The 18,940-nt window shown below is 44.9% G+C and carries 11 protein-coding genes and 3 pseudogenes; 6 read left to right on the top strand and 8 right to left on the bottom strand.

Going from position 1 to position 18,940, the window contains the following annotated elements:
* Positions 1 to 60: 60 nt before the first annotated feature.
* Together CKO50_RS17990 and CKO50_RS17995 are read right to left on the bottom strand one after the other, a co-directional pair.
* Positions 61 to 1,272, bottom strand: coding sequence for a Xaa-Pro peptidase family protein (locus CKO50_RS17990; RefSeq protein WP_095729281.1), 1,212 nt, complete (start codon positions 1,270 to 1,272; stop codon positions 61 to 63).
* A gap of 16 nt (positions 1,273 to 1,288) precedes the next feature.
* Positions 1,289 to 2,524 (bottom strand): FAD-binding oxidoreductase, encoded by a 1,236-nt coding sequence (locus CKO50_RS17995; RefSeq protein ID WP_095729282.1) that lies wholly within the window; start codon positions 2,522 to 2,524, stop codon positions 1,289 to 1,291.
* Between the two features lie 228 nt (positions 2,525 to 2,752).
* Between CKO50_RS17995 and CKO50_RS18000 the strand changes: the two genes are divergently transcribed.
* The 4 genes and pseudogenes from CKO50_RS18000 (at position 2,753) to CKO50_RS18015 (ending at position 6,993) form a co-directional block, all read left to right on the top strand.
* Positions 2,753 to 3,667: a dihydrodipicolinate synthase family protein gene (locus CKO50_RS18000; RefSeq protein WP_095729283.1), complete on the top strand. Its 915-nt coding sequence runs from the start codon at positions 2,753 to 2,755 to the stop codon at positions 3,665 to 3,667.
* A gap of 4 nt (positions 3,668 to 3,671) precedes the next feature.
* A complete protein-coding gene (locus CKO50_RS18005; protein WP_095729284.1) occupies positions 3,672 to 4,673 on the top strand; it encodes a 4-hydroxyproline epimerase in 1,002 nt (333 codons plus the stop codon).
* Positions 4,674 to 4,705: 32 nt separating this feature from the next.
* Positions 4,706 to 6,188 (top strand): annotated as a pseudogene (locus CKO50_RS18010) (aldehyde dehydrogenase (NADP(+))).
* Positions 6,189 to 6,327: 139 nt separating this feature from the next.
* Entirely contained in the window at positions 6,328 to 6,993 is a 666-nt protein-coding gene (locus CKO50_RS18015; RefSeq protein ID WP_039495756.1) for a GntR family transcriptional regulator, read from the top strand.
* Between the two features lie 81 nt (positions 6,994 to 7,074).
* On the opposite strand, the gene CKO50_RS18020 is transcribed toward CKO50_RS18015, so the two are convergent.
* Positions 7,075 to 7,626 carry a hypothetical protein gene (locus CKO50_RS18020; RefSeq protein WP_095729285.1) on the bottom strand — a complete coding sequence of 184 codons (552 nt, stop codon included), beginning with the start codon at positions 7,624 to 7,626 and terminating at the stop codon, positions 7,075 to 7,077.
* Between the two features lie 373 nt (positions 7,627 to 7,999).
* Between CKO50_RS18020 and CKO50_RS18025 the strand changes: the two genes are divergently transcribed.
* Complete coding sequence (locus CKO50_RS18025; protein ID WP_176474704.1) at positions 8,000 to 9,892, top strand: propionyl-CoA synthetase; 1,893 nt, start codon at positions 8,000 to 8,002, stop codon at positions 9,890 to 9,892.
* 356 nt (positions 9,893 to 10,248) lie between these two features.
* A pseudogene (locus CKO50_RS18030) lies at positions 10,249 to 10,687 on the top strand (hypothetical protein).
* Between the two features lie 310 nt (positions 10,688 to 10,997).
* Here the strand turns inward: CKO50_RS18030 and CKO50_RS18035 are convergent.
* From CKO50_RS18035 to CKO50_RS18050, 5 genes and pseudogenes are all read right to left on the bottom strand, one after another.
* Positions 10,998 to 11,273, bottom strand: coding sequence for a catalase-related domain-containing protein (locus tag CKO50_RS18035; RefSeq protein ID WP_255230400.1), 276 nt, complete (start codon positions 11,271 to 11,273; stop codon positions 10,998 to 11,000).
* Between the two features lie 53 nt (positions 11,274 to 11,326).
* Positions 11,327 to 11,386: pseudogene (locus CKO50_RS25165) on the bottom strand (hypothetical protein); the annotation flags it as partial.
* A gap of 296 nt (positions 11,387 to 11,682) precedes the next feature.
* Positions 11,683 to 12,810, bottom strand: a complete 1,128-nt coding sequence (locus CKO50_RS24860) for a S41 family peptidase (RefSeq protein ID WP_255230401.1) — start codon at positions 12,808 to 12,810, stop codon at positions 11,683 to 11,685.
* A 1,018-nt stretch (positions 12,811 to 13,828) separates the two neighbouring features.
* Complete coding sequence (locus CKO50_RS18045) at positions 13,829 to 15,538, bottom strand: AMP-binding protein (RefSeq protein ID WP_095729346.1); 1,710 nt, start codon at positions 15,536 to 15,538, stop codon at positions 13,829 to 13,831.
* A gap of 227 nt (positions 15,539 to 15,765) precedes the next feature.
* Entirely contained in the window at positions 15,766 to 18,939 is a 3,174-nt protein-coding gene (locus CKO50_RS18050) for an efflux RND transporter permease subunit (protein WP_010604876.1), read from the bottom strand.
* Position 18,940 lies beyond the last annotated feature (1 nt).

The raw sequence follows: 18,940 nt of genomic DNA on the forward strand, positions 1-18,940 counted from the left end.
CAATCACGATAAATGATGAGTTGCTCATCAGAACATCTCATCATGTAGCCATCGCTAAGGTTATTCAACTCCAAAAGGATTGTCTATGCTATGTGCAGGGTCAGTAAACCAACGCGGACCATCGTCGGTCATATAGAAATGGTCTTCCAAGCGAATGCCAAATTCATCAGGAATAACCAGCATAGGTTCATTTGAAAAACACATTCCAGCTGCAAGCGGTTCAGGGTTGTCTTTGACTAAATAAGGCCATTCGTGGATATCTAAGCCGATACCGTGTCCAGTGCGATGTGGGCAACCCGGTAATTGATAATCAGGACCGAGCCCATTGCTGGCAATATACTCTCTCGCGGCTTTATCAACAGCGCCACAGGGAGCACCAATTTTGGCTGCATTAAATGCTGCAATTTGCGCTTGCTTTTCGATTTGCCAAACGGACTTTTGCTTTTCACTGGGGTCGCCAAAAACATAAGTACGGGTGATATCGCTAAGATAGCCGTGTAACTTACAACCAGTGTCGACGAGAACCACATCGCCTTTTTTCAGCGTTTGTGGATTTTTTACACCATGTGGGAATGACGACGCCACACCAAATAGCACAATACAAAAATAATTGCCCGGCGCCCCCACTTTTTTGTGCGCTTCATTAATAAAAGCTTCAACTTCGGTTGTGCTGATCCCTTCATACAGCATAGATGCCGTTGCTTTATGTACGGCAAGTGTCATGTCCATTGCGCGTTGAATAAGGGCAATTTCATTGGCCGATTTATGCATTCTACAATGCGCGGTTACTGCCTTTGCATTGATAAGCGAAAGCTCAGGTGCCGCGAGTCTGATCCCGTCAGCAACAAAAAACGCAGTGCTTTCGTCAATGGCGAGTGTACCTGTGCTATCAATATTGAGTGTGTTAAGTACGTTTGCGAGGAGCTCGTAAGGAGATTCTTCTTCTTGCCAAGCATGAATAGGGCCTTCAATCAGCCAATAATCCTTGATTGATCCGATCTCAAAAAACGGGACGATAAACTGCACTTGTCCATCGGCGGGTAAAATAGCACCGACCAAACGCTCACTGGCGTACCATTGCAAACCAGTAAAGTACTTTAAATTTGTACCAGCATTTAAATAGAGTGCATCAATGTTGTTCTGCTGCATATATTGTTGAGCTTTTTCTATTCTTGCTAAATACTCGCTTTCGGCAATTGGCGCTACGCCTTTGGTCATATCTTCTAAGTTATCTAGCGCTTGCTGAGCGCTCTGATATGCAATACCTTTCATTTTTTGTGATCCTTAGCTAATTAAATCGAGCAATACTAAAGGGAGTAAGATCGATGTCGTTGGGCTTGTTGTCAATAAGATCTGCGATACATTCACTTGAAATTGCGGCTTGGGTCAGTCCTAAGTGCTGATGACCCAGTGCAAAATAAAGGTTGTGATGATTTGGCGCTTGTCCGATGACAGGTAAATAATCTGGGAGTGAGGGACGGCAGCCAACCCAAAGCGCCTCACTATGTTGTGGCAGAGGTTGCCTTAATAGAATACTTGCGTGATGTAATAATGCGTGAGCACGGCTGTAGTTGGGTTTACTCTCCAGTGCAGCAAATTCTACCGTTCCGGCCAGTCGCAAACCTTGTGACATGGGCGTCATGATAAACCCTCGTTCACTTGATGCGACAGGTCTTGTAAGCGTATTATTCACTGCTAACATGTTGTGATAACCGCGTTCGGCAATCATGGGCAGTGAGTAACCTAAAGACGCACAGAGCGTTTTACTTGCCGCTCCTGTTGCCACAACGACTTTGTTAAAGGTCATTTTGTGGTTATTCGAGTTGAGTGTGTAGCCATGCTCTGAGTGGATAATATTGTCGATTGAGGCTTGTTTGAATGCTCCCCCTAGTTGCATAAACTGCTCATATAACGTCAAACAAAGGGCGTAGGGATCTGTGCTATGCGCGACTTTATCAAAATACAGTGCTGAGGTAATGGTACTTGATAGGCTCGGCTCCATTTCTCGGGCTTGATCACCTGTAAGCAAGCTCACTGAGATGTCCTGTTCGGCGTATTTGTTATAGCTTTGACGCGCAGAGCTTTCGTCACCTTCAAATACCAGTAAACTGCCGTTGCTAGATATAAGTGTATGATACTTATCACCAAATAAACGCTGATATGCGGGTAGTGCGCGTTCATTTAAACTTCTAAGTGCGATTGTACCTTTGTCGAAACAGCTACTTTTCATTTGCTTTAAGAATCGTACAAACCAAGGAATATTTTTGAGCAAAGAGGTGGTCTCAATTCGCAAAGGTCCCACCGGATTGACTAACATGCCAGGCACCTTTGTTAGTAAAGCTGCATCTGCCATGGGAAATACCTGTTCCGTGGCAAAATGCCCAGCGTTACCCTTAGAGCATCCCTCTGCGGGCTGATTTTTATCGAGCAAGGTAACAGCGTGGCCTCGTCGAGCTAATTGCAGCGCGGTGGTGATCCCAATGATCCCTGCGCCGATCACTGCAATTTTATTATTACTTTCCACAATTTACCTCACCATCCTAAATTGTATTTCCACATAGACATCAATCAGGCCTCGTTTAAATACCAAAAAGAAAAAATTTACCACTTATAAATCATAAGATTACAGACGTTTACGCCAGTTATTTGAGTTAATGGCTAAAAAATCTCTCTTTTGAATATTGATTATTGTATACAATATACCTATTATGGCAAGCACAATAACTAAACAACCTAATGAAAGGCAAGAATCATGAACGTAAATTGGCAGGGTGTATATCCAGCAGTAACCACTCAATTCCACGATGACGAAAGCATCAACTTTGATACCACCAAAGAGATGATAGATAACCTGATTAACGAAGGGGTTCATGGCATCATAGTATTAGGCACCGTAGGTGAAAACTGCTCCCTTACGGCTGACGAGAAACGCCAAGTTTTAAAAGCCGCAACAGAAGTGGTAGGTGATAGAGTGCCACTACTTAGTGGTGTGGCTGAAACCACAACAGCAATGGCTGTTGAGTTTGCTAAAGATGCAGAAGCGCTCGGCATTGATGGACTAATGGTATTGCCGGGGATGGTCTACCGCTCAACCGAGCGCGAAGCGATTCATCATTACCAACAGGTAGCGCGAAGCACAGCATTACCTATTATGATTTACAACAATCCGGTGACATACGGTGTCGATGTGTCTATTGAAGGCATGAAAACCTTAGCTGAGGAGTCCAATATTGTTTCTGTAAAAGAAGCAACGGAAGATACCCGTCGTATTAGCGAGCTATTTAGCGCATTTGGCGATCGCTACGTGGTATTTGGTGGTGTTGATGATATCGCACTGGAAAGCCTGATGCTTGGTGCGACGGGTTGGATCTCGGGATTGACCAATGTATTCCCACGCGAGTCAGTGGCTATTTATAAACTTGCTGAACAAGGTCGCTATGAGGAAGCGCGCGCGCTGTGGCGTTGGTTTTTACCTTTGCTACGCTTAGATACTATTCCCACACTAGTGCAGTGCATCAAATATGCAGAACATTTGGCTGGACGCGGTAGTGAAGTGACTCGTTCTCCAAGATTGCCACTCACCCAAGAGCAAAAAGCTTACGTGAGTCGTTTGTACGATGAAGCGATGGCAAATCGAATTGACTTAAGCCAATATAACTTGGACTAAGCGTATGATTTTAGGCACCTACTATTGTATAGATGGCCATACTTGTGGCAATCCCGTGCGCTTGGTCACAAGCGGTCATCCAACGCTTTTGGGCGAGAGCATGAGTGAAAAGCGCCAGCATTTTTTACGTGACTACGATTGGATAAGGCGCGCATTGATGTTTGAGCCCAGAGGCCATGACATGATGTCGGGTGCCTTTTTGTATCCACCGACCACTGCTGATGGGGATGTGTCAATCCTATTTATCGAAACCTCTGGGTGCTTGCCTATGTGTGGGCACGGCACTATCGGGGCAGTCACTTTTGGCCTTGAAAGTGGCCTTATTGCCCCAAAGGAGCAGGGTGTACTCAAGCTTGACACCCCTGCAGGGCGCGTGAATGCCTATTATGAGATGAAAGCAGGTAAAGTGACTTGGGTAAAGCTTTATAATGTACCGGCATTTTTGGCGTACCAAGCGGTACCTGTCCACGTTGATGGGCTAGGAGAGCTTATCGTTGATATCGCTTACGGCGGTAACTTTTACATTATTGTTGAGCCTCAAAGTCTATTTGCTGGGGTGGATCAAAGCTGCGCTGCCGAATTACTGGCGTGGAGCCCCAAAGTGCGCGCGGCAGTTAACGCGCAAATAAACCCAATCCACCCAGAAGACTCTACCGTGTGTGGCGCCTCCCATGTGTTGTGGACAGGCAAGCCACAGCACTCAGGCAGTCATGCGGCAAACGCAGTATTTTATGGTGATAAAGCGATTGATAGGTCGCCTTGTGGCACAGGCACAAGTGCACGAATGGCACAGCTGTTTGCAAAAGGACTGCTAAAAAATGGCGATACGTTTGTTCACGAGAGCATCATAGGCAGTCAATTTATCGGTAAGGTCGAAGGTACAACTGAAGTCGCGGGAAAATCTGCAATTCTGCCAAGCATTCAAGGTTGGGCACGTCAAACGGGGAGTAATTGTATCACTGTAGATGACGAAGATCCGTATGCATTTGGTTTTCAGGTGCTCTAGCCATTAAGACTGAAAGAAAACAGGAGCTAACAATGAATTTATCAGGAAAGAGCTACATTAACGGTGCGTGGCAAGCTGCACAAAATGCAACAACATTTTATGCGTTTTGTCCTGCAACCAATGAACCGTTAACGCAAGCATTTTTTAACGCAAGTGAAGCGCAAGTAGAAGAAGCCATTAATGCAGCGGAGCAGGCTTTTAAGACTTATCGTAAAACCTCGATGACTGCTAGAGCAGAATTTTTAGAAACCATAGCCCAAGAAATTCTCGCCTTAGGTGATGAGCTGATCACTACCACGATGTCAGAAACTAACCTGCCAAGGCCAAGACTCGAGGGCGAGCGTGGCCGCACGGTCAATCAATTAAACGCATTTGCCGCAGCGTTGAGAGATAACCTAACAGAGCTCAGTCTAGATAAAGAAGAGCAAGCAGACCCAAATCGGACGCCGCTGCCTAAGCCAAAAATACAGCTTAAGCATATTCCAATTGGCACTGTTGCAGTGTTTGGCGCGTCAAACTTCCCGTATGCCTTCTCTACGCTCGGCGGCGATACCGCAGCTGCGTTAGCCGCTGGCTGCCCTGTGGTATATAAAGGTCACCCAGCACATCCGGCAACGTGTGAGCTAATGACTAAGGCCATCGCCACAGCAATAAGCAGGTGCGATATGCCAAGCGGGGTGTTTTCAATGCTGCAAGCCAAAGCGTATGATGTTGCGCATTGGCTGGTGGAAGCTAAGCCTATCAAAGCGGTTGGGTTTACAGGCTCCTTTGGCGTTGCAAAAGCATTGCAAGACACCATCGCGAAGCGCCATGAACCTATCCCGCTTTACGGTGAGCTTGGCAGCGTGAACCCGCAAATTGTCTTATCTGAAAAAGTACAGGCACAAGGCGCAGAACTTGGTGCACAATTTGTCCAGTCTTTACTTATGGGTAATGGTCAATTTTGTACTAGCCCCGGCATTTGGTTGGTGCCAAGGAGTAGTTCGCAAGCATTTATCGAGACAGCTAAGCGACATATTAGTGAAGCGCCTTCAGATACCTTATTGACTCCGGGCATTTTAAAAGCTTATCAAAACAGCATCGCGGCGCTAAAAGCACACCCTCAAGTAACCTTATTAAGCTCTGGTGAGCAAGCACAGCCGTTTCACGCAAGCGCCCACTTGTTCCTAACGGATAGCGAAAGCTTTGCAACNAGAAGAAGTCTTTGGGCCAAGTGCTTTAGTGGTGAGCTATGACAACTTAGCACAGCTTGAAGACTTAATCGCAGACTTAGATGGACAACTCACCGCCAGTATTCATGGCACTGAGTCTGACCTACATCAAGCCGAAGGCATCATAGAGGCGCTACAATACCGTGTAGGTCGACTGATTTACGGGCAAATGCCAACAGGCGTTGAAGTGTGCGCCACCATGAACCACGGTGGGCCGTTTCCGTCATCAACCGATGTACGCTCAACATCGGTAGGGCTAGAAGCGCTAAAACGATTCGTAAGACCAATTTGTATACAAAGTTAAGCAAACCAAGCCCATAGTATTGCTATGGGCTTTTTTATTCCGACATAATTCTCACATCAAACTTATATACTCGACAAACATGCAATTTGCATTCAGATACGTTTATAATGAGTTTATAAAACAATAATTACTAAAGACTATGGCGATTGTACATAAAACTCGAACTCAATTAGTTGCTGAAGCAATTCGTGAAAAAATCCTCACTGGCGAAATCAAAGCGGGCGAGCCGCTGAGGCAAGCCGCACTGGCGGATGAGTTAAATGTCAGTCGTATCCCGGTTAGAGAAGCACTCTTGCAACTAGAAGCCGAAGGTTTAGTGAACTTTGAAGCGCACAAAGGTGCGACGGTCACGCGTTTAAGTGCTGAACAAATCGATGAAATATTTGACTTACGCGCACTGTTGGAAGCCGAGCTGTTACGTCACTCAATCGACAAGTTAACCGCACGCGACTTGCTAGAAGCCGAAGCTATTTTAGCCGAGCTAGAAGAAGCTACTGCCGCTGGCGATACACAACTGGCAACAGGCAAGCTTAATGCCGAATTTCACAGTAAACTCTACAGTAAAGCACAGCGCCCACAAACTCGCGAGCTGGTGGATGTGTACAGCAAAAACTCCGAGCGCTACGTGCGCATGCACATCTTACTTGCCGGTGGCATTAAAACCGCACCAGAGGAACACCGCCAGCTATTAGAGCTATGCCGCGATAAAAATACCAAAGGGGCTTGCGACTTTTTGAAAAAACATATCACCGGCGCAAAAGATGATATCAAAGCGTTGCTGCTAAAGCTTGAAAGCGAGCAATAGGTAAATTTGGCGGGGTAGGCTCAGCGGAGTCTACCTTTGTCTAAAACGTCAAATTTGAAAGATAGAAACTACTCAAATTCTCTAAGCTAATTTGGGGAATTCTACTTCGGCCAATATCGCAGCAAATTCGTGCCTGAAATCGTAATCTCCAGAGTATACCAGTGCAATTGCCCCCAGCCACGTTATCTTGAATTGCATAGAGTCTCCGATCCGATCAAACCTAATGCGATGTTTACCAACCGCATCGTGGCCAAGCAAGTATATATGGAATGCACAATCTTCTATGTCGCTTGAAGCATCGGGATTCGGATCGATAAGTACCTCAAGACCATCTAGAATATCAGGCGTGTATTTTTCAACTCTACATATTCTAAACCCACCATCATGCCAATAGTTCGAAGATAGCGTGCAACAATGATAGTTATACCAAACGATTGGGGCCTTCCAATCGGATGGGTATTTGAAACTGTCGTCATCGTCTTCTATCTCTCGTTCAGCATAGTAGTCTGCTGATTTAAGGTGTAAATCAAACCATACATGATCATCTACAACTTTTGCTGACCAGATAAACTCCTCTATTGGATGCCCTTCTGGCCAAGGGTTATCTTTGAAGCAAATTCTGTTTAGTTCCACGTTACCATCCTACTTTTTTGATAAAAGTTGTTTAGTATGATGCAGGGTTGTGTTTTCTGCTAGCAATCGTCTCATTCTTTATTTCTATATTAATAGCAAACTACTCAACCTCCTACCAGCTTTGTACTTTACTTAAAAAGGACAAAGTAGCGATCGCTGGTAGGCGATCCAAAGGAGAATTTTTTAACTACAGAAGCAAGCTGTATGTGCAACCATACACCGACTAAGTTACTGCACCCCTTACCCAAACATAATCGTATCTAGCCCCCCCCTAACCTTGAGCTATATCATCCCCGCAAGACTAAAGTCTCATCAAAACTTGGCGGTTTTTTATCTATCTTTACTAAGTTCCAGCGAAACTGAGTAACCTATTATGACAACAACCTATCAGCAGGCATACCACACATTTACCCAAGCTCCAGAAGCGTTTTGGCTTAAAGAAGCGACACGACTTGATTGGCATACGCCACCAAAAATCGGACATAACCAAGACCAAGAGGGGTTGAGTCATTGGTTTAGTGATGGCTTGATGAATACCAGTTATTTGGCACTCGACCATCATGTACACCAAGGTCGAGGCGAGCAAACAGCGCTAATTTATGACTCGCCGGTGACGAATACCAAACGCAAAATTAGCTATCGCGAGTTGCTCTCTCAAGTGAGCCATTTTGCGGCTGGCCTTAATCAGCTTGGTGTAAGCGTAGGTGATAGGGTCGTAATCTATATGCCCATGGTGCCAGAGGCGGTCGTTGCCATGCTTGCATGCGCGCGCGTGGGTGCTATTCATTCCGTGGTGTTTGGCGGTTTTGCACCTCATGAGCTTGCGGTGAGAATAGATGATGCTAAACCAAAGTTAGTGATCAGTGCTTCTTGCGGAATTGAAATAGGCCGCACTATTGAATACAAGCCTATGCTGGATGAGGCTTTGTCGCTGGCAAAGCATCAAGTTGAACATTGCGTTGTGCTACAGCGTGAAGCATACCAAGCGCAGATGTCATCGCCAAGAGACTTAGACTGGGCGGTGGTGGCAAACACGCCAGAATCCTTTGATGCCGTGCCGTTATCAAGCACGCATCCGCTTTATATTTTGTATACCTCTGGCACCACAGGTACACCCAAAGGAGTCGTGCGAGAGCAGGGCGGCCATGCTGTGGCATTAAACTACAGTATGAAAACCGTTTACGGCATGGCGCCCGGCGAAGTATTTTGGGCAGCATCTGACATTGGTTGGGTTGTGGGCCATTCTTATATTGTTTATGGCCCACTGATTTATGGTTGCACTAGCGTATTATACGAAGGTAAACCGATTAAAACCCCAGATCCAGGTGCGTTTTGGCGAGTGGTAGAAGAATACCAAGTGACTGCACTTTTTAGTGCACCTACGGCATTTCGTGCCATTAAAAAAGAAGATCCGAGCGCTGTGCGCTTGGCTAACTACAACACCAGCAGTCTAAAAGCGCTATTTTTAGCTGGTGAACGACTTGACCCTGCTACCTACGACTGGCTACAGTCTACCACAAAGCTGCCGGTAATTGATCACTGGTGGCAAACGGAAACGGGTTGGGCAATTGCGTGTAACCCAGTTGGGATTGAATTGATGCCTACAAAGGCGGGCAGTGCCACAGTTCCTACACCGGGCTATCAAGTCGAGATCCTTGATGTGGACGGCAGTACATGTGAAGCCAATCAACAAGGTGTTGTTGCGGTGAAATTACCACTCCCTCCCGGTTGTTTAACCACTATTTGGAATAACACGGCGCGCTTTAAAGGCAGTTACTTATCACAATACCCCGGCTATTATCTATCTGGTGACGGCGGCTATTTTGATGAAGACGGCTACCTGTTTATTATGGGACGCACCGATGACGTAATAAACGTAGCCGGGCATAGACTGTCAACCGGTGAAATGGAAGAAATCGTTGCTGGTCACAATGCAATTGCAGAATGCGCCGTATTCGCCGGTAAAGACGAGTTAAAAGGTCAAGTACCCATTGCCATGGTGGTATTGAAAGATGGCGTAAACACCACTGAGTCGGCAATTGCCGAGGAGATAAGAAGCCTGATCCGCGAAAAAATCGGCGCGATTGCCTGCCTTAAAACCATTAAAGTGGTTGAGCGTTTACCCAAAACCCGTTCAGGTAAAATACTCAGAAAGAACCTACGCCAGCTGGTGGATGGAGAAGACATTATCGTACCATCTACCATTGACGATCCCGCTATTATTGAAGAGTTAAAGAAAGTGTGGGATGTGAGCCAGCACCAATAGTTTTGTGCGTTAACGGGTTACCCCTAACGCTAAACGCGCATCAACATTAGATGGGAACGGGTTCATCTCACGATCTTTTGAGTGCGGTTCTCTCAAATCTGATGTCGTGATAAATCACGACCTCCCAGTTTTAGTTACGATCTAGCAGTGTTGCTGAGCTATTAGGGTAAACTTTGTGCTAAACACGCATCAACATTGGATGGGAGCGGGTTCATCTCGCGATCTTTTGAGTGTGGTTCCCTCAAAAATCTGATGTCGCGATAAATCATGACCTACAAATAACTCCTGTTGAGCACATATCTATCGACAGACAAAGGCAGAACAGCGATACTCAAGCAAGTTGACAATATAGGGAAATGAACTTGAACGCGCAGACTCAAACCAACAATTACTTTTTACTCTTCGCGGGTGTGTGTACAGCCATTGCGGCAGTGGCGCACATTGGCTGCATTATCTTTGGTGCGCCTTGGTATCGATTTTTTGGTGCTGGCGAGGAAATGGCCTCAATGGCTGAGCAAGGGCTTATTTACCCTCACCTTATCACAGCCGTNGATTTTACTGCTCTGGTCATGTTATGCGTTTTCAGGGGCGAAACGGATCCGACAATTACCTTTGATGAAAATCGCTTTGTGTGTAATAAGTGCACTCTTTTTAATAAGAGGAATTGGGTTTGTTTTTATCATGCCAACGATCCCAGATAACAGTATGACGTTTTGGCTGGTGAGTTCCTCTATTTGCCTGATAATAGGTGGGGCTTATGCGCTTGGAACCAAAAAAGCATGGTCACAAATTTAGCCGTTTTAAAAGCTAGCACTTCAGGTGCTAGCTTTTTGTTCGGTTCAAGGTTAACTAACTGAACTATTTAACCTGAGGTTTGGATAAGAAATGAGCTAACTCATTGTTTTTAAGCCCACATTAAATTATACCCTTATCGAGCCAGACGGTTTTGGGGATAACACCGCTTCTGCGTTTTGCTCTCGCTAAGGTACCTACATCCTGTAGGCAAGGCGAGTTTACGCACCAATAGCTGGCTATTGGAAGTGAATTCAACGCGGTTAGCGCTAAAACTGGCTGCTAGAAAGGCTTTAATTATCTGAAGCTCAGGTTATTTACTCAGTGCCGTTCTAACACCGGCTTCAAGTTCTTCGTGAACAGATTTAAATAACCTAAGTTGGCGTTCAATGATATGTTCAGGTACACCAGCCATAGCACGTGCTATGTTGCCGTACATGCGCTGCTTTTGGGCATCGTCAAATAGACAATATAAAGCACGAGGCTGTGAGAAGTCATTATTGTCTTTACAGTGGTCGTATCTATCCGCCATACCGTCAAGTTCAAGAGTAGGGCATTTATACTCAGGGCTCTCTTTTGGACCACCCATCGAATTAGGCTCGTACTTACCAACCTCAGCAAATAGCTTTGCCTTGGTATACGCTCTCTACTTTGATGCGCCAGCTTTTCGATTAACTGGTAATCTTCAACTAATAAGGGGCCTCGAGGGCCTGCGGCAAACTATTTTGATTATCGGCGATTGGATTAGCAGCGGTGGTCGTTAATGGACACTTGGTCATTGCTCGTTTCCTTCATATAAAATTTAGAAACTAACAGCAATAAATGAACCAAAATAAAAGTGAAATAAAAACAATCTGTTATAAATGTTGTCGGCGGGGGATGTGAGTTTTACTGAGCAAAGTTCTCAGAGTGATGTAAGCGCTACGTGAATTATACAGACTGTTGAAATGCAGCGGTTTCATCCGCTGCAAATTTAGAAATTAATGGTAGCTAAAGTATTAGAAAAACCTCGTTGAATTCCATAGACGTGTTTTACCACTATCTAACCCAACAAACTGCACCGTACCAGTCGTTACGTTACTTGGTAATGTATAGCTAATCGTTTTAGCTTGAGTACCATACGCAAATGCAGAAATACGTTTTACTTTAGTGCCATCAATGTATACGTCTACGTATTCTGTGTTGGTTACATCAAAATTATACACTCCGTTAGTTTCAGCAACCGACGCAAATCTATCTGAATTAAATGCTACCGTTGCACGCGCTGTAGGTTTTGCGAGTAACTTACGAGCGATCGTATTGAAATCTTGAGTATCACCATCGAATATGTCTTCAACGTTATAACTGACAACTTCATTGGCAACACAGCCGTAGTCCTCAATGAGCGCATTGATGTGATGACCTTGACGTACCGACTGACGCCACGACACCCGCATACTTTGATCATAAGGTAGCGCTTGATATGGTGCACCCACGTACTGTACAAATAAACCATGCTCAATTACGTTTGCGCCACCTGCTCCAGTACGTTTGTGCTGTCCAAATACGGTTGCAATACCGTTATCTTGCATACCACATGTGAACATATCACCTGCAGAGTAGGTGTTAGCGTTTGCCCAAACCCCCACGTTACCATAATATGCTTGACCAATCTGGTTTGCTGCATCTTTTGTCATGAATGAGGTTGCAGCAGAGTATTGTTCATTGGTGCCTTGTACGTCAGCCAATACTTGGTGCCAATTATCACTTAGGTAAGTACCAAACAGGGAATTATTTAGAATATGGTGGTTTTCAGGTGTGTTGATAAAACGTACATGAGACGGAGTAACACGTTTTGGTGTAAACAGTTGTAGTAAATAGTCGTTGTATAGAATATTACCGCCAGGGTTACTTCTAACATCAATAATAAGTGCTTTCGTGTCACTTAACTGGTTATCTAAGATATCTATGATGGCAACAAGGGCAGTGTTAGTTCCATTTTTAGGTGAAAAAGAGGCAATCTTAATATAGCCGACTGACTCGCCGTCTACTTGTACTTTATTCCATGTCACCGTCGGCTCAGCAGTGGTATTGGCTGCTAGGGAAAAAGCACTATCTTGTGCAGCAGCCNAATGTAGCAAATTCATAGTTAATACTTTGTGTAAACTGCGCTGCACTCTCCTGTGTATTTGCTTGTGTGGTCGGATTTCCGTTATAGACTAACCAAGGCAAGTTAACACTATATATTTCGCCCGTTTCGTAAGATTCTAAAGTAAGCGTTAGCGCGTCATTTTGTGGCGGCATCTGTTTATTGTGTGACTTGATTGTTAGGTTGTTTAGTGCACCAACAAACCCGCNTAGCCCCACCGCCTTGGAATAGCGTGTTTTTTACCACATCAGTTACTGTTTGGCCGTTGTATGCAATGACTTTATCGCCTAAAGAAACCGTTGATGTATCTGGTGCAAGTACGGTGTAGTTTTGCCAAATACGATTTACGCGTACTTCCTTGCTGCCATCTGCATTTATGGTTTGTGCAAAATGAACTGGTACAAAAGAAACAAAGTTTTTCATTGGTGCCGGGTAGTTATAGTCCAAATGAAAATCTCGCTGAGATAAGAAGATCTTTTGCAGCTGCTGATGAAATTGAGAGGAGCTTAGATTTCCCATGTTATTGATTAAGGCGTCTACTGCAACTACTGGGTCTAAGTGTCCGGCTGGAGAAAGTCCGTAGTACAGGTTTTTTGCGTATTTATTGACGTATAAACCGTCAAGCAATAGTTTTGCTTGCTCAGCTACAAGTGCTTTTTGTTCATAACTATAATCCTGAATACTAATTTGGTTTCGTGTGTCTTCAAGATAGGAAATTTGTGCCATTGCACCAGATGTAAAGCTTAATGCCAAAAGACTGGCAACTGTTGATAATTTAAACATATTGTTATTGTCCTGTATATGGAAATAAAACTGTTTTATATCTTTTGGGTACAAAAGTCGATATATATTAAATAAAATGATAATAATTCATTGCTCTTGTGTGTGTTAATTAAACCAAACTTCTTATCCGTTGTACGCAAGCTAAAGAAACTATTTGGGAATTGAGTTTTAGAGGATTATTTGATTTGCCACGCAAAACCCATTCGCGTGGCAGTGAAGGTGTAGATCACAAATTACGCTGTCTGATATAACTCTTGCTCCATTTGATCTCTCATTTTAAATTTTTGGAGCTTACCAGTTACGGTCATCGGATAGGCGTCAACTAGTTTGACGTATTTTGGTACTTTGAAATAGGCAAGTTTATCTTTTAAAAATACACGAATATCTTCTTCCGAAATATAGTGTCCGGGCTTAAGTTGAACCCAAACACATACTTCCTCACCATATTTTTCGTCTTTAATCCCAAATACAGCGGCATCTTGAATATCATGATGATGATAAAGTACTTCCTCAATTTCTCTGGGGTAAATATTCTCGCCACCGCGAATGATCATGTCTTTTATGCGGCCGACGATGCTAACGAACCCTTCGCCGTCCATTACCCCTAAATCGCCAGAGTGTAACCAGCCATCGTCATCTATGGACGCCGCCGTTTTTTCTGGGTCTTGCCAATAGCCTTTCATTACGCAATATCCTCGGGCACATACTTCACCAGGCGTACCAATTGGAGCAATATGTCCTAGCTCGTCAATAATTTTGACCTCGGTATGTGGCATAGCGCGACCAACAGTCTGCACCCGTTTTTCTACAGGCGAATCGATCTCGGTAATATTGTTGATTGGGCTGCACTCGGTTTGCCCGTAACCAATGAGTACATCGGTCATATGCATTTGGGTTTGTACTTGGCGCATGACCTTTTCTGGGCAGGTGGAACCTGCCATCACCCCAGTGCGCAGCGAAGATAAATCAAATTGCATAAAGTCTGAGTGTTCTAATTGTGCGATAAACATTGTCGGTACACCGTGAAGCCCGGTGCATTTTTCTCGTTCGACAACTTCTAAGGTGACAAGCGGATCAAAGCTATCGTTAGGGAATACGGCGCACGCACCTTTACTAATACAAACGAGATTACCGAGCACCATGCCAAAGCAATGATAAAGTGGCACAGGAATACAAAGCTTGTCTTGCTCTGTGAGCTTCATAGCATTGGCGACGAGTAATCCGTTATTGAGGATATTACTGTGGGTGAGGGTGGCGCCTTTTGGGTTGCCTGTAGTACCTGAAGTAAATTGAATATTGATAGCGTCACAGGCATTTAGGTTGGCTGCAATCGCATTTGCCTCAAGATAGTGGGCATCATTAGCTTTAGATAACAGGGTGCTGAAATTCATTAGACCTGGTTCAATATCCTTGTCAATCAGCACAATCTGTTTGAGTGAGGGAAGGCGCTGAGAAGACAATTCGCCAAACATGCAGTCGTAGGATTCTGGTGCCAGTTCTCTTATCATGTCAACGTAATGGCTATGTTTAAATGATTTCGCCATAACTAACATCTTACACTCAACGTTGTTTAGCACGTATTCAAGTTCGCTTGGGCGATAGGCGGGGTTAATGCACACCATGATTGCGCCAATTTTAGCAGTTGCGAACTGCACTAGACTCCATTCAAGGTTGTTCGGAGACCAAATCCCAACTCTATCCCCTGGTTTGATCCCCACAGCTAAAAGGCTTGCGGCAAGTTGATTTATTTTTGCCAGATACTCACGATAATTTAAGCGAACTGATTGATGAGAGACAACAATGGCTTCTCTTTCTGGATAATTGTCGACAATATCTTCTAGATATTGCCCTATGGTGAGTTGAGTGAGCGGTGCTACTTGGGGGCCTTTAAAGTAACTCTTTGTAAGTGCACTTGCTTTTATTAATTGGCTCTCTGTTGTCATATCTTGTCCTTGCTGTTGATCTCTAGTTTTTATCATTATGCTTTATCAGTGATAACCTAATTGTCGACAAAATCAAGTGCATTTGGATGAAAAGCAGGAAATTACGACTAATGGCTAGTGATAAAGTGTGTGATGGTGAGGTAGTGGAAAGGTCAAGAGTAGCTTTTTTGGGGTATAAAAAACGCCTGAAAATTCAGGCGTTTTGTGGTTTAACTTAAGGGATGTTATTAAGCCAATCCTTCATCTGTATCGACATGCTCATCTTTATGATGCTTCGCGATTTCATCTGAAAGCTCTTGCTTAGAACGCTTCTCTGACATTCGTCTTGCCATTAGCCAATAGAAGAACAGCGGCAAGAAGAATACTGCGAGGAAGGTAGCCGAGAGCATACCACCCATTACGCCGGTACCCACACTGTGTCTTGCTCCTGCGCCTGCTCCAGAACTCATAACTAGCGGAACTACGCCAAGTATGAAAGCAAGTGAAGTCATGATAATAGGTCTAAAACGCAGTCTTGCCGCTTCAAGGGCTGCGGTTGCTGGACTCCATCCTTCTTGATATTTCATTAGCGCGTACTCGACAATAAGAATGGCATTTTTACTTGCAAGGCCAAGTAGGGTAACCAAACCGATTTGGAAGTAAACGTCGTTGGTTAGCCCAGCAATCCAGATTGAGACCAGTGCACCGAAAGTACCAAACGGGAGTGCTAACATAACCGAGAATGGCAATGACCAGCGCTCGTATAGTGCTGCGAGGATCAAAAATACCATGATCACGGCCATACCAAGTGCAATACCGGTTGTGCCAGAGTTTTGCTTTTCTTGGAACGCGGAACCCGTCCACTCGTAAGTCATATCCGGTGGTAGCACTTTGTTGGCGATACGCTCAAATTCTGCGATAGCTTGACCTGAGCTGTAGCCAGGTGCTGCTTCGCCCATTAACTTAACTGCAGATAAGTTATTGTAACGATTCATGGTTTCTGGACCGCGACTATACTCAACATCCGTAAACGCAGAAATTGGTACCATTTCGCCACGATTGTTTTTCACATAAATGCGGCCAACATCTTCCGGTGTCATTCTAAACTCGGCTTCTGCGGACATAATCACCTGCCATGCACGACCAAACTTATTGAAGTCGTTGACGTAGTAATTACCTAAATTGGCTGCAAGTGCGTTAAACGCAGAATTGATATTAACTCCCATGGCACGCGCTTGTTCACGATCCATATGCACCTTTAGCTGCGGTGCATCAGGACGCCATAGCGTTTGAATGCCTGTAAGGATTGGGCTCTTCTGCGCCTCGGCCATGATCATCTGCATGCCTTGCTTCAATTTAGCGGGATCAGAGCCGCCTTTATTTTGCAAGAAGACTTCAAATCCGCCAGTTGTACCCAAGCCGAAAATTGGCGGTGGGTTAAACGCCAGCACTAATGCTTCGTTAATATGCGCGGTTTTCATAAATAGCTCACCAACAAGTTCTTTTGCCGACACATCGCGTTCATCCCAATGTGTTTGCGTCACGAACATCGTTGCCGCGCTATTTTTGAAGCCACCACCGATGAAGTCCATCCCCGTAAACGCCACGACGTTTTCGTTAGCTGGGTTAGACTTTGCAGCAGCTATCACTTCATCAGCCACTTTAGCGGTGCGCTCTAATGAAGAGCCGTCAGGCAAGAACACCGCAATCATGTAGTAACCTTGGTCTTCGTCTGGTACCAAAGAGCTTGGTGTTTTTTGCCACAGGAATACCGTTGCACCAATCATCGCGACCATCAATGTTAGGCCTACAAAGCCACGGCGAACCATAAAGCTAACCGCACCAACATAGCGCCCGGTTACACGATGGAACCAGTCATTGAACCATAAGAAAAACTTGGCATCTTGTTTGTGCTCGTGCTTAAGCAACAGTACACAAAGTGCAGGTGTCATCGTCAGTGCAACCACACCGGATAAACTTACAGAGATGGAGATTGTGATCGCAAATTGGCGGAATAGTTCGCCTGTTAACCCGCCTAAGAAAGCGATAGGTACAAACACCGAACACAATACCAATACAATCGCGACTACGGGGCCGCTTACTTCCTGCATCGCTTTAACTGCGGCTTCTCTAGCCTGCAAGCCTTGCTCATGCATAATACGCTCGACATTCTCAAGTACCACGATGGCGTCATCTACCACGATACCAATCGATAACACCATGCCGAACAGCGTAAGCGTGTTAATCGAGTAACCGAGCATATATAGACCTGCAAATGTACCAAGTAACGAGACCGGAACTGCAAGCGTTGGAATTAGCGTTGCACGCCAGTTTTGTAAGAACAGGTAAACCACTAAGAATACCAAGATCATTGCTTCACCAAGCGTTTTTAACACCTCTCGAATTGAGACTTCTACAAAGCGTGTGGTGTCGTAAGAGTTAACGTGAGCGAGGCCTGTAGGGAACTGAGGTTTGATCTGTTCAATTTCAGCCTCTACTGCTTTAGCTACGTCAAGCGCATTCGCGCCCGGTTGCAAGAATACACCGAGTAATACCGCTTCTTTACCGTTAATAGTACCTTGGAAGTTATAGTCTTTAGAACCAAGCTCTACGCGAGCAACATCCTTAAGGCGCAGTGTTGAACCATCTGGGTTTGCACGAACAATGATATTTTCGAACTCTTCAGCCGTCGATAAACGTCCTTTCGCGGTGACACTATAAACGAGCGATTGCGCGTCTTGAGATGTCGGTGTTGCACCAATACTACCCGCTGCATACTGGGAGTTTTGCTCTCTAATTGCACCCGCAATATCGTCTGCTGTGACTTGCAGTTGACTCATAATATCCGGGCGCAACCAAATACGCATGGCATAGTCTTTAGCACCGAAGATCTGCACGTTAGTCGTACCAGGGATGCGTTTGACGCGGTCAAGGATATTCATGGTGACATAGTTAGATGTCCAGAGACTTTCTCGAGTACCATCTGGCGAATAGAATGCGTGTACTTGTAAGAAGTTAGAAGATGTCTTTTGAACCACCACGCCTTGGCGTCTAGTTTCTTCAGGGAGACGAGCTTCTACTTGCTTCACCCGGTTATTTACATCTACGGCAGCCTGGTCAACATCCGTTCCTATCTCAAAAGTAACTGCGATCGTCGTTACGCCAGAGTTCGTACTGGTTGATGTCATGTACATCATACCTTCAACACCGGTAATCGCGTTTTCGATAGGGGTTGCAACAGTTTGTTCTAATACATCCGCTGATGCACCAGGATATACTGCACGTACCTCAACTTGAGGTGGTGCAATTTCAGGATACTGTGCGACAGGCAAACTGCGCATCGCAGCAAGGCCGGCAAGCACTATCACGATAGAGATAACAAAGGCAAAAATAGGCCTGTTTATGAAATATTTGGAGAACATC

This window comes from Pseudoalteromonas sp. HM-SA03 (assembly GCF_002289345.1).
Taxonomy (GTDB): Bacteria; Pseudomonadota; Gammaproteobacteria; order Enterobacterales; family Alteromonadaceae; genus Pseudoalteromonas.

Coding starts and splice junctions, on each gene's coding strand:
- CKO50_RS17990 (WP_095729281.1), bottom strand. CDS start 1,272: ATGAAAGGTATTGCATATCAGAGCGCTCAGCAAGCGCTAGATAACTTA.
- CKO50_RS18000 (WP_095729283.1), top strand. CDS start 2,753: ATGAACGTAAATTGGCAGGGTGTATATCCAGCAGTAACCACTCAATTC.
- CKO50_RS18005 (WP_095729284.1), top strand. CDS start 3,672: ATGATTTTAGGCACCTACTATTGTATAGATGGCCATACTTGTGGCAAT.
- CKO50_RS18015 (WP_039495756.1), top strand. CDS start 6,328: ATGGCGATTGTACATAAAACTCGAACTCAATTAGTTGCTGAAGCAATT.
- CKO50_RS18025 (WP_176474704.1), top strand. CDS start 8,000: ATGACAACAACCTATCAGCAGGCATACCACACATTTACCCAAGCTCCA.
- CKO50_RS18035 (WP_255230400.1), bottom strand. CDS start 11,273: ATGGGTGGTCCAAAAGAGAGCCCTGAGTATAAATGCCCTACTCTTGAA.
- CKO50_RS18045 (WP_095729346.1), bottom strand. CDS start 15,538: ATGACAACAGAGAGCCAATTAATAAAAGCAAGTGCACTTACAAAGAGT.
- CKO50_RS18050 (WP_010604876.1), bottom strand. CDS start 18,939: ATGTTCTCCAAATATTTCATAAACAGGCCTATTTTTGCCTTTGTTATC.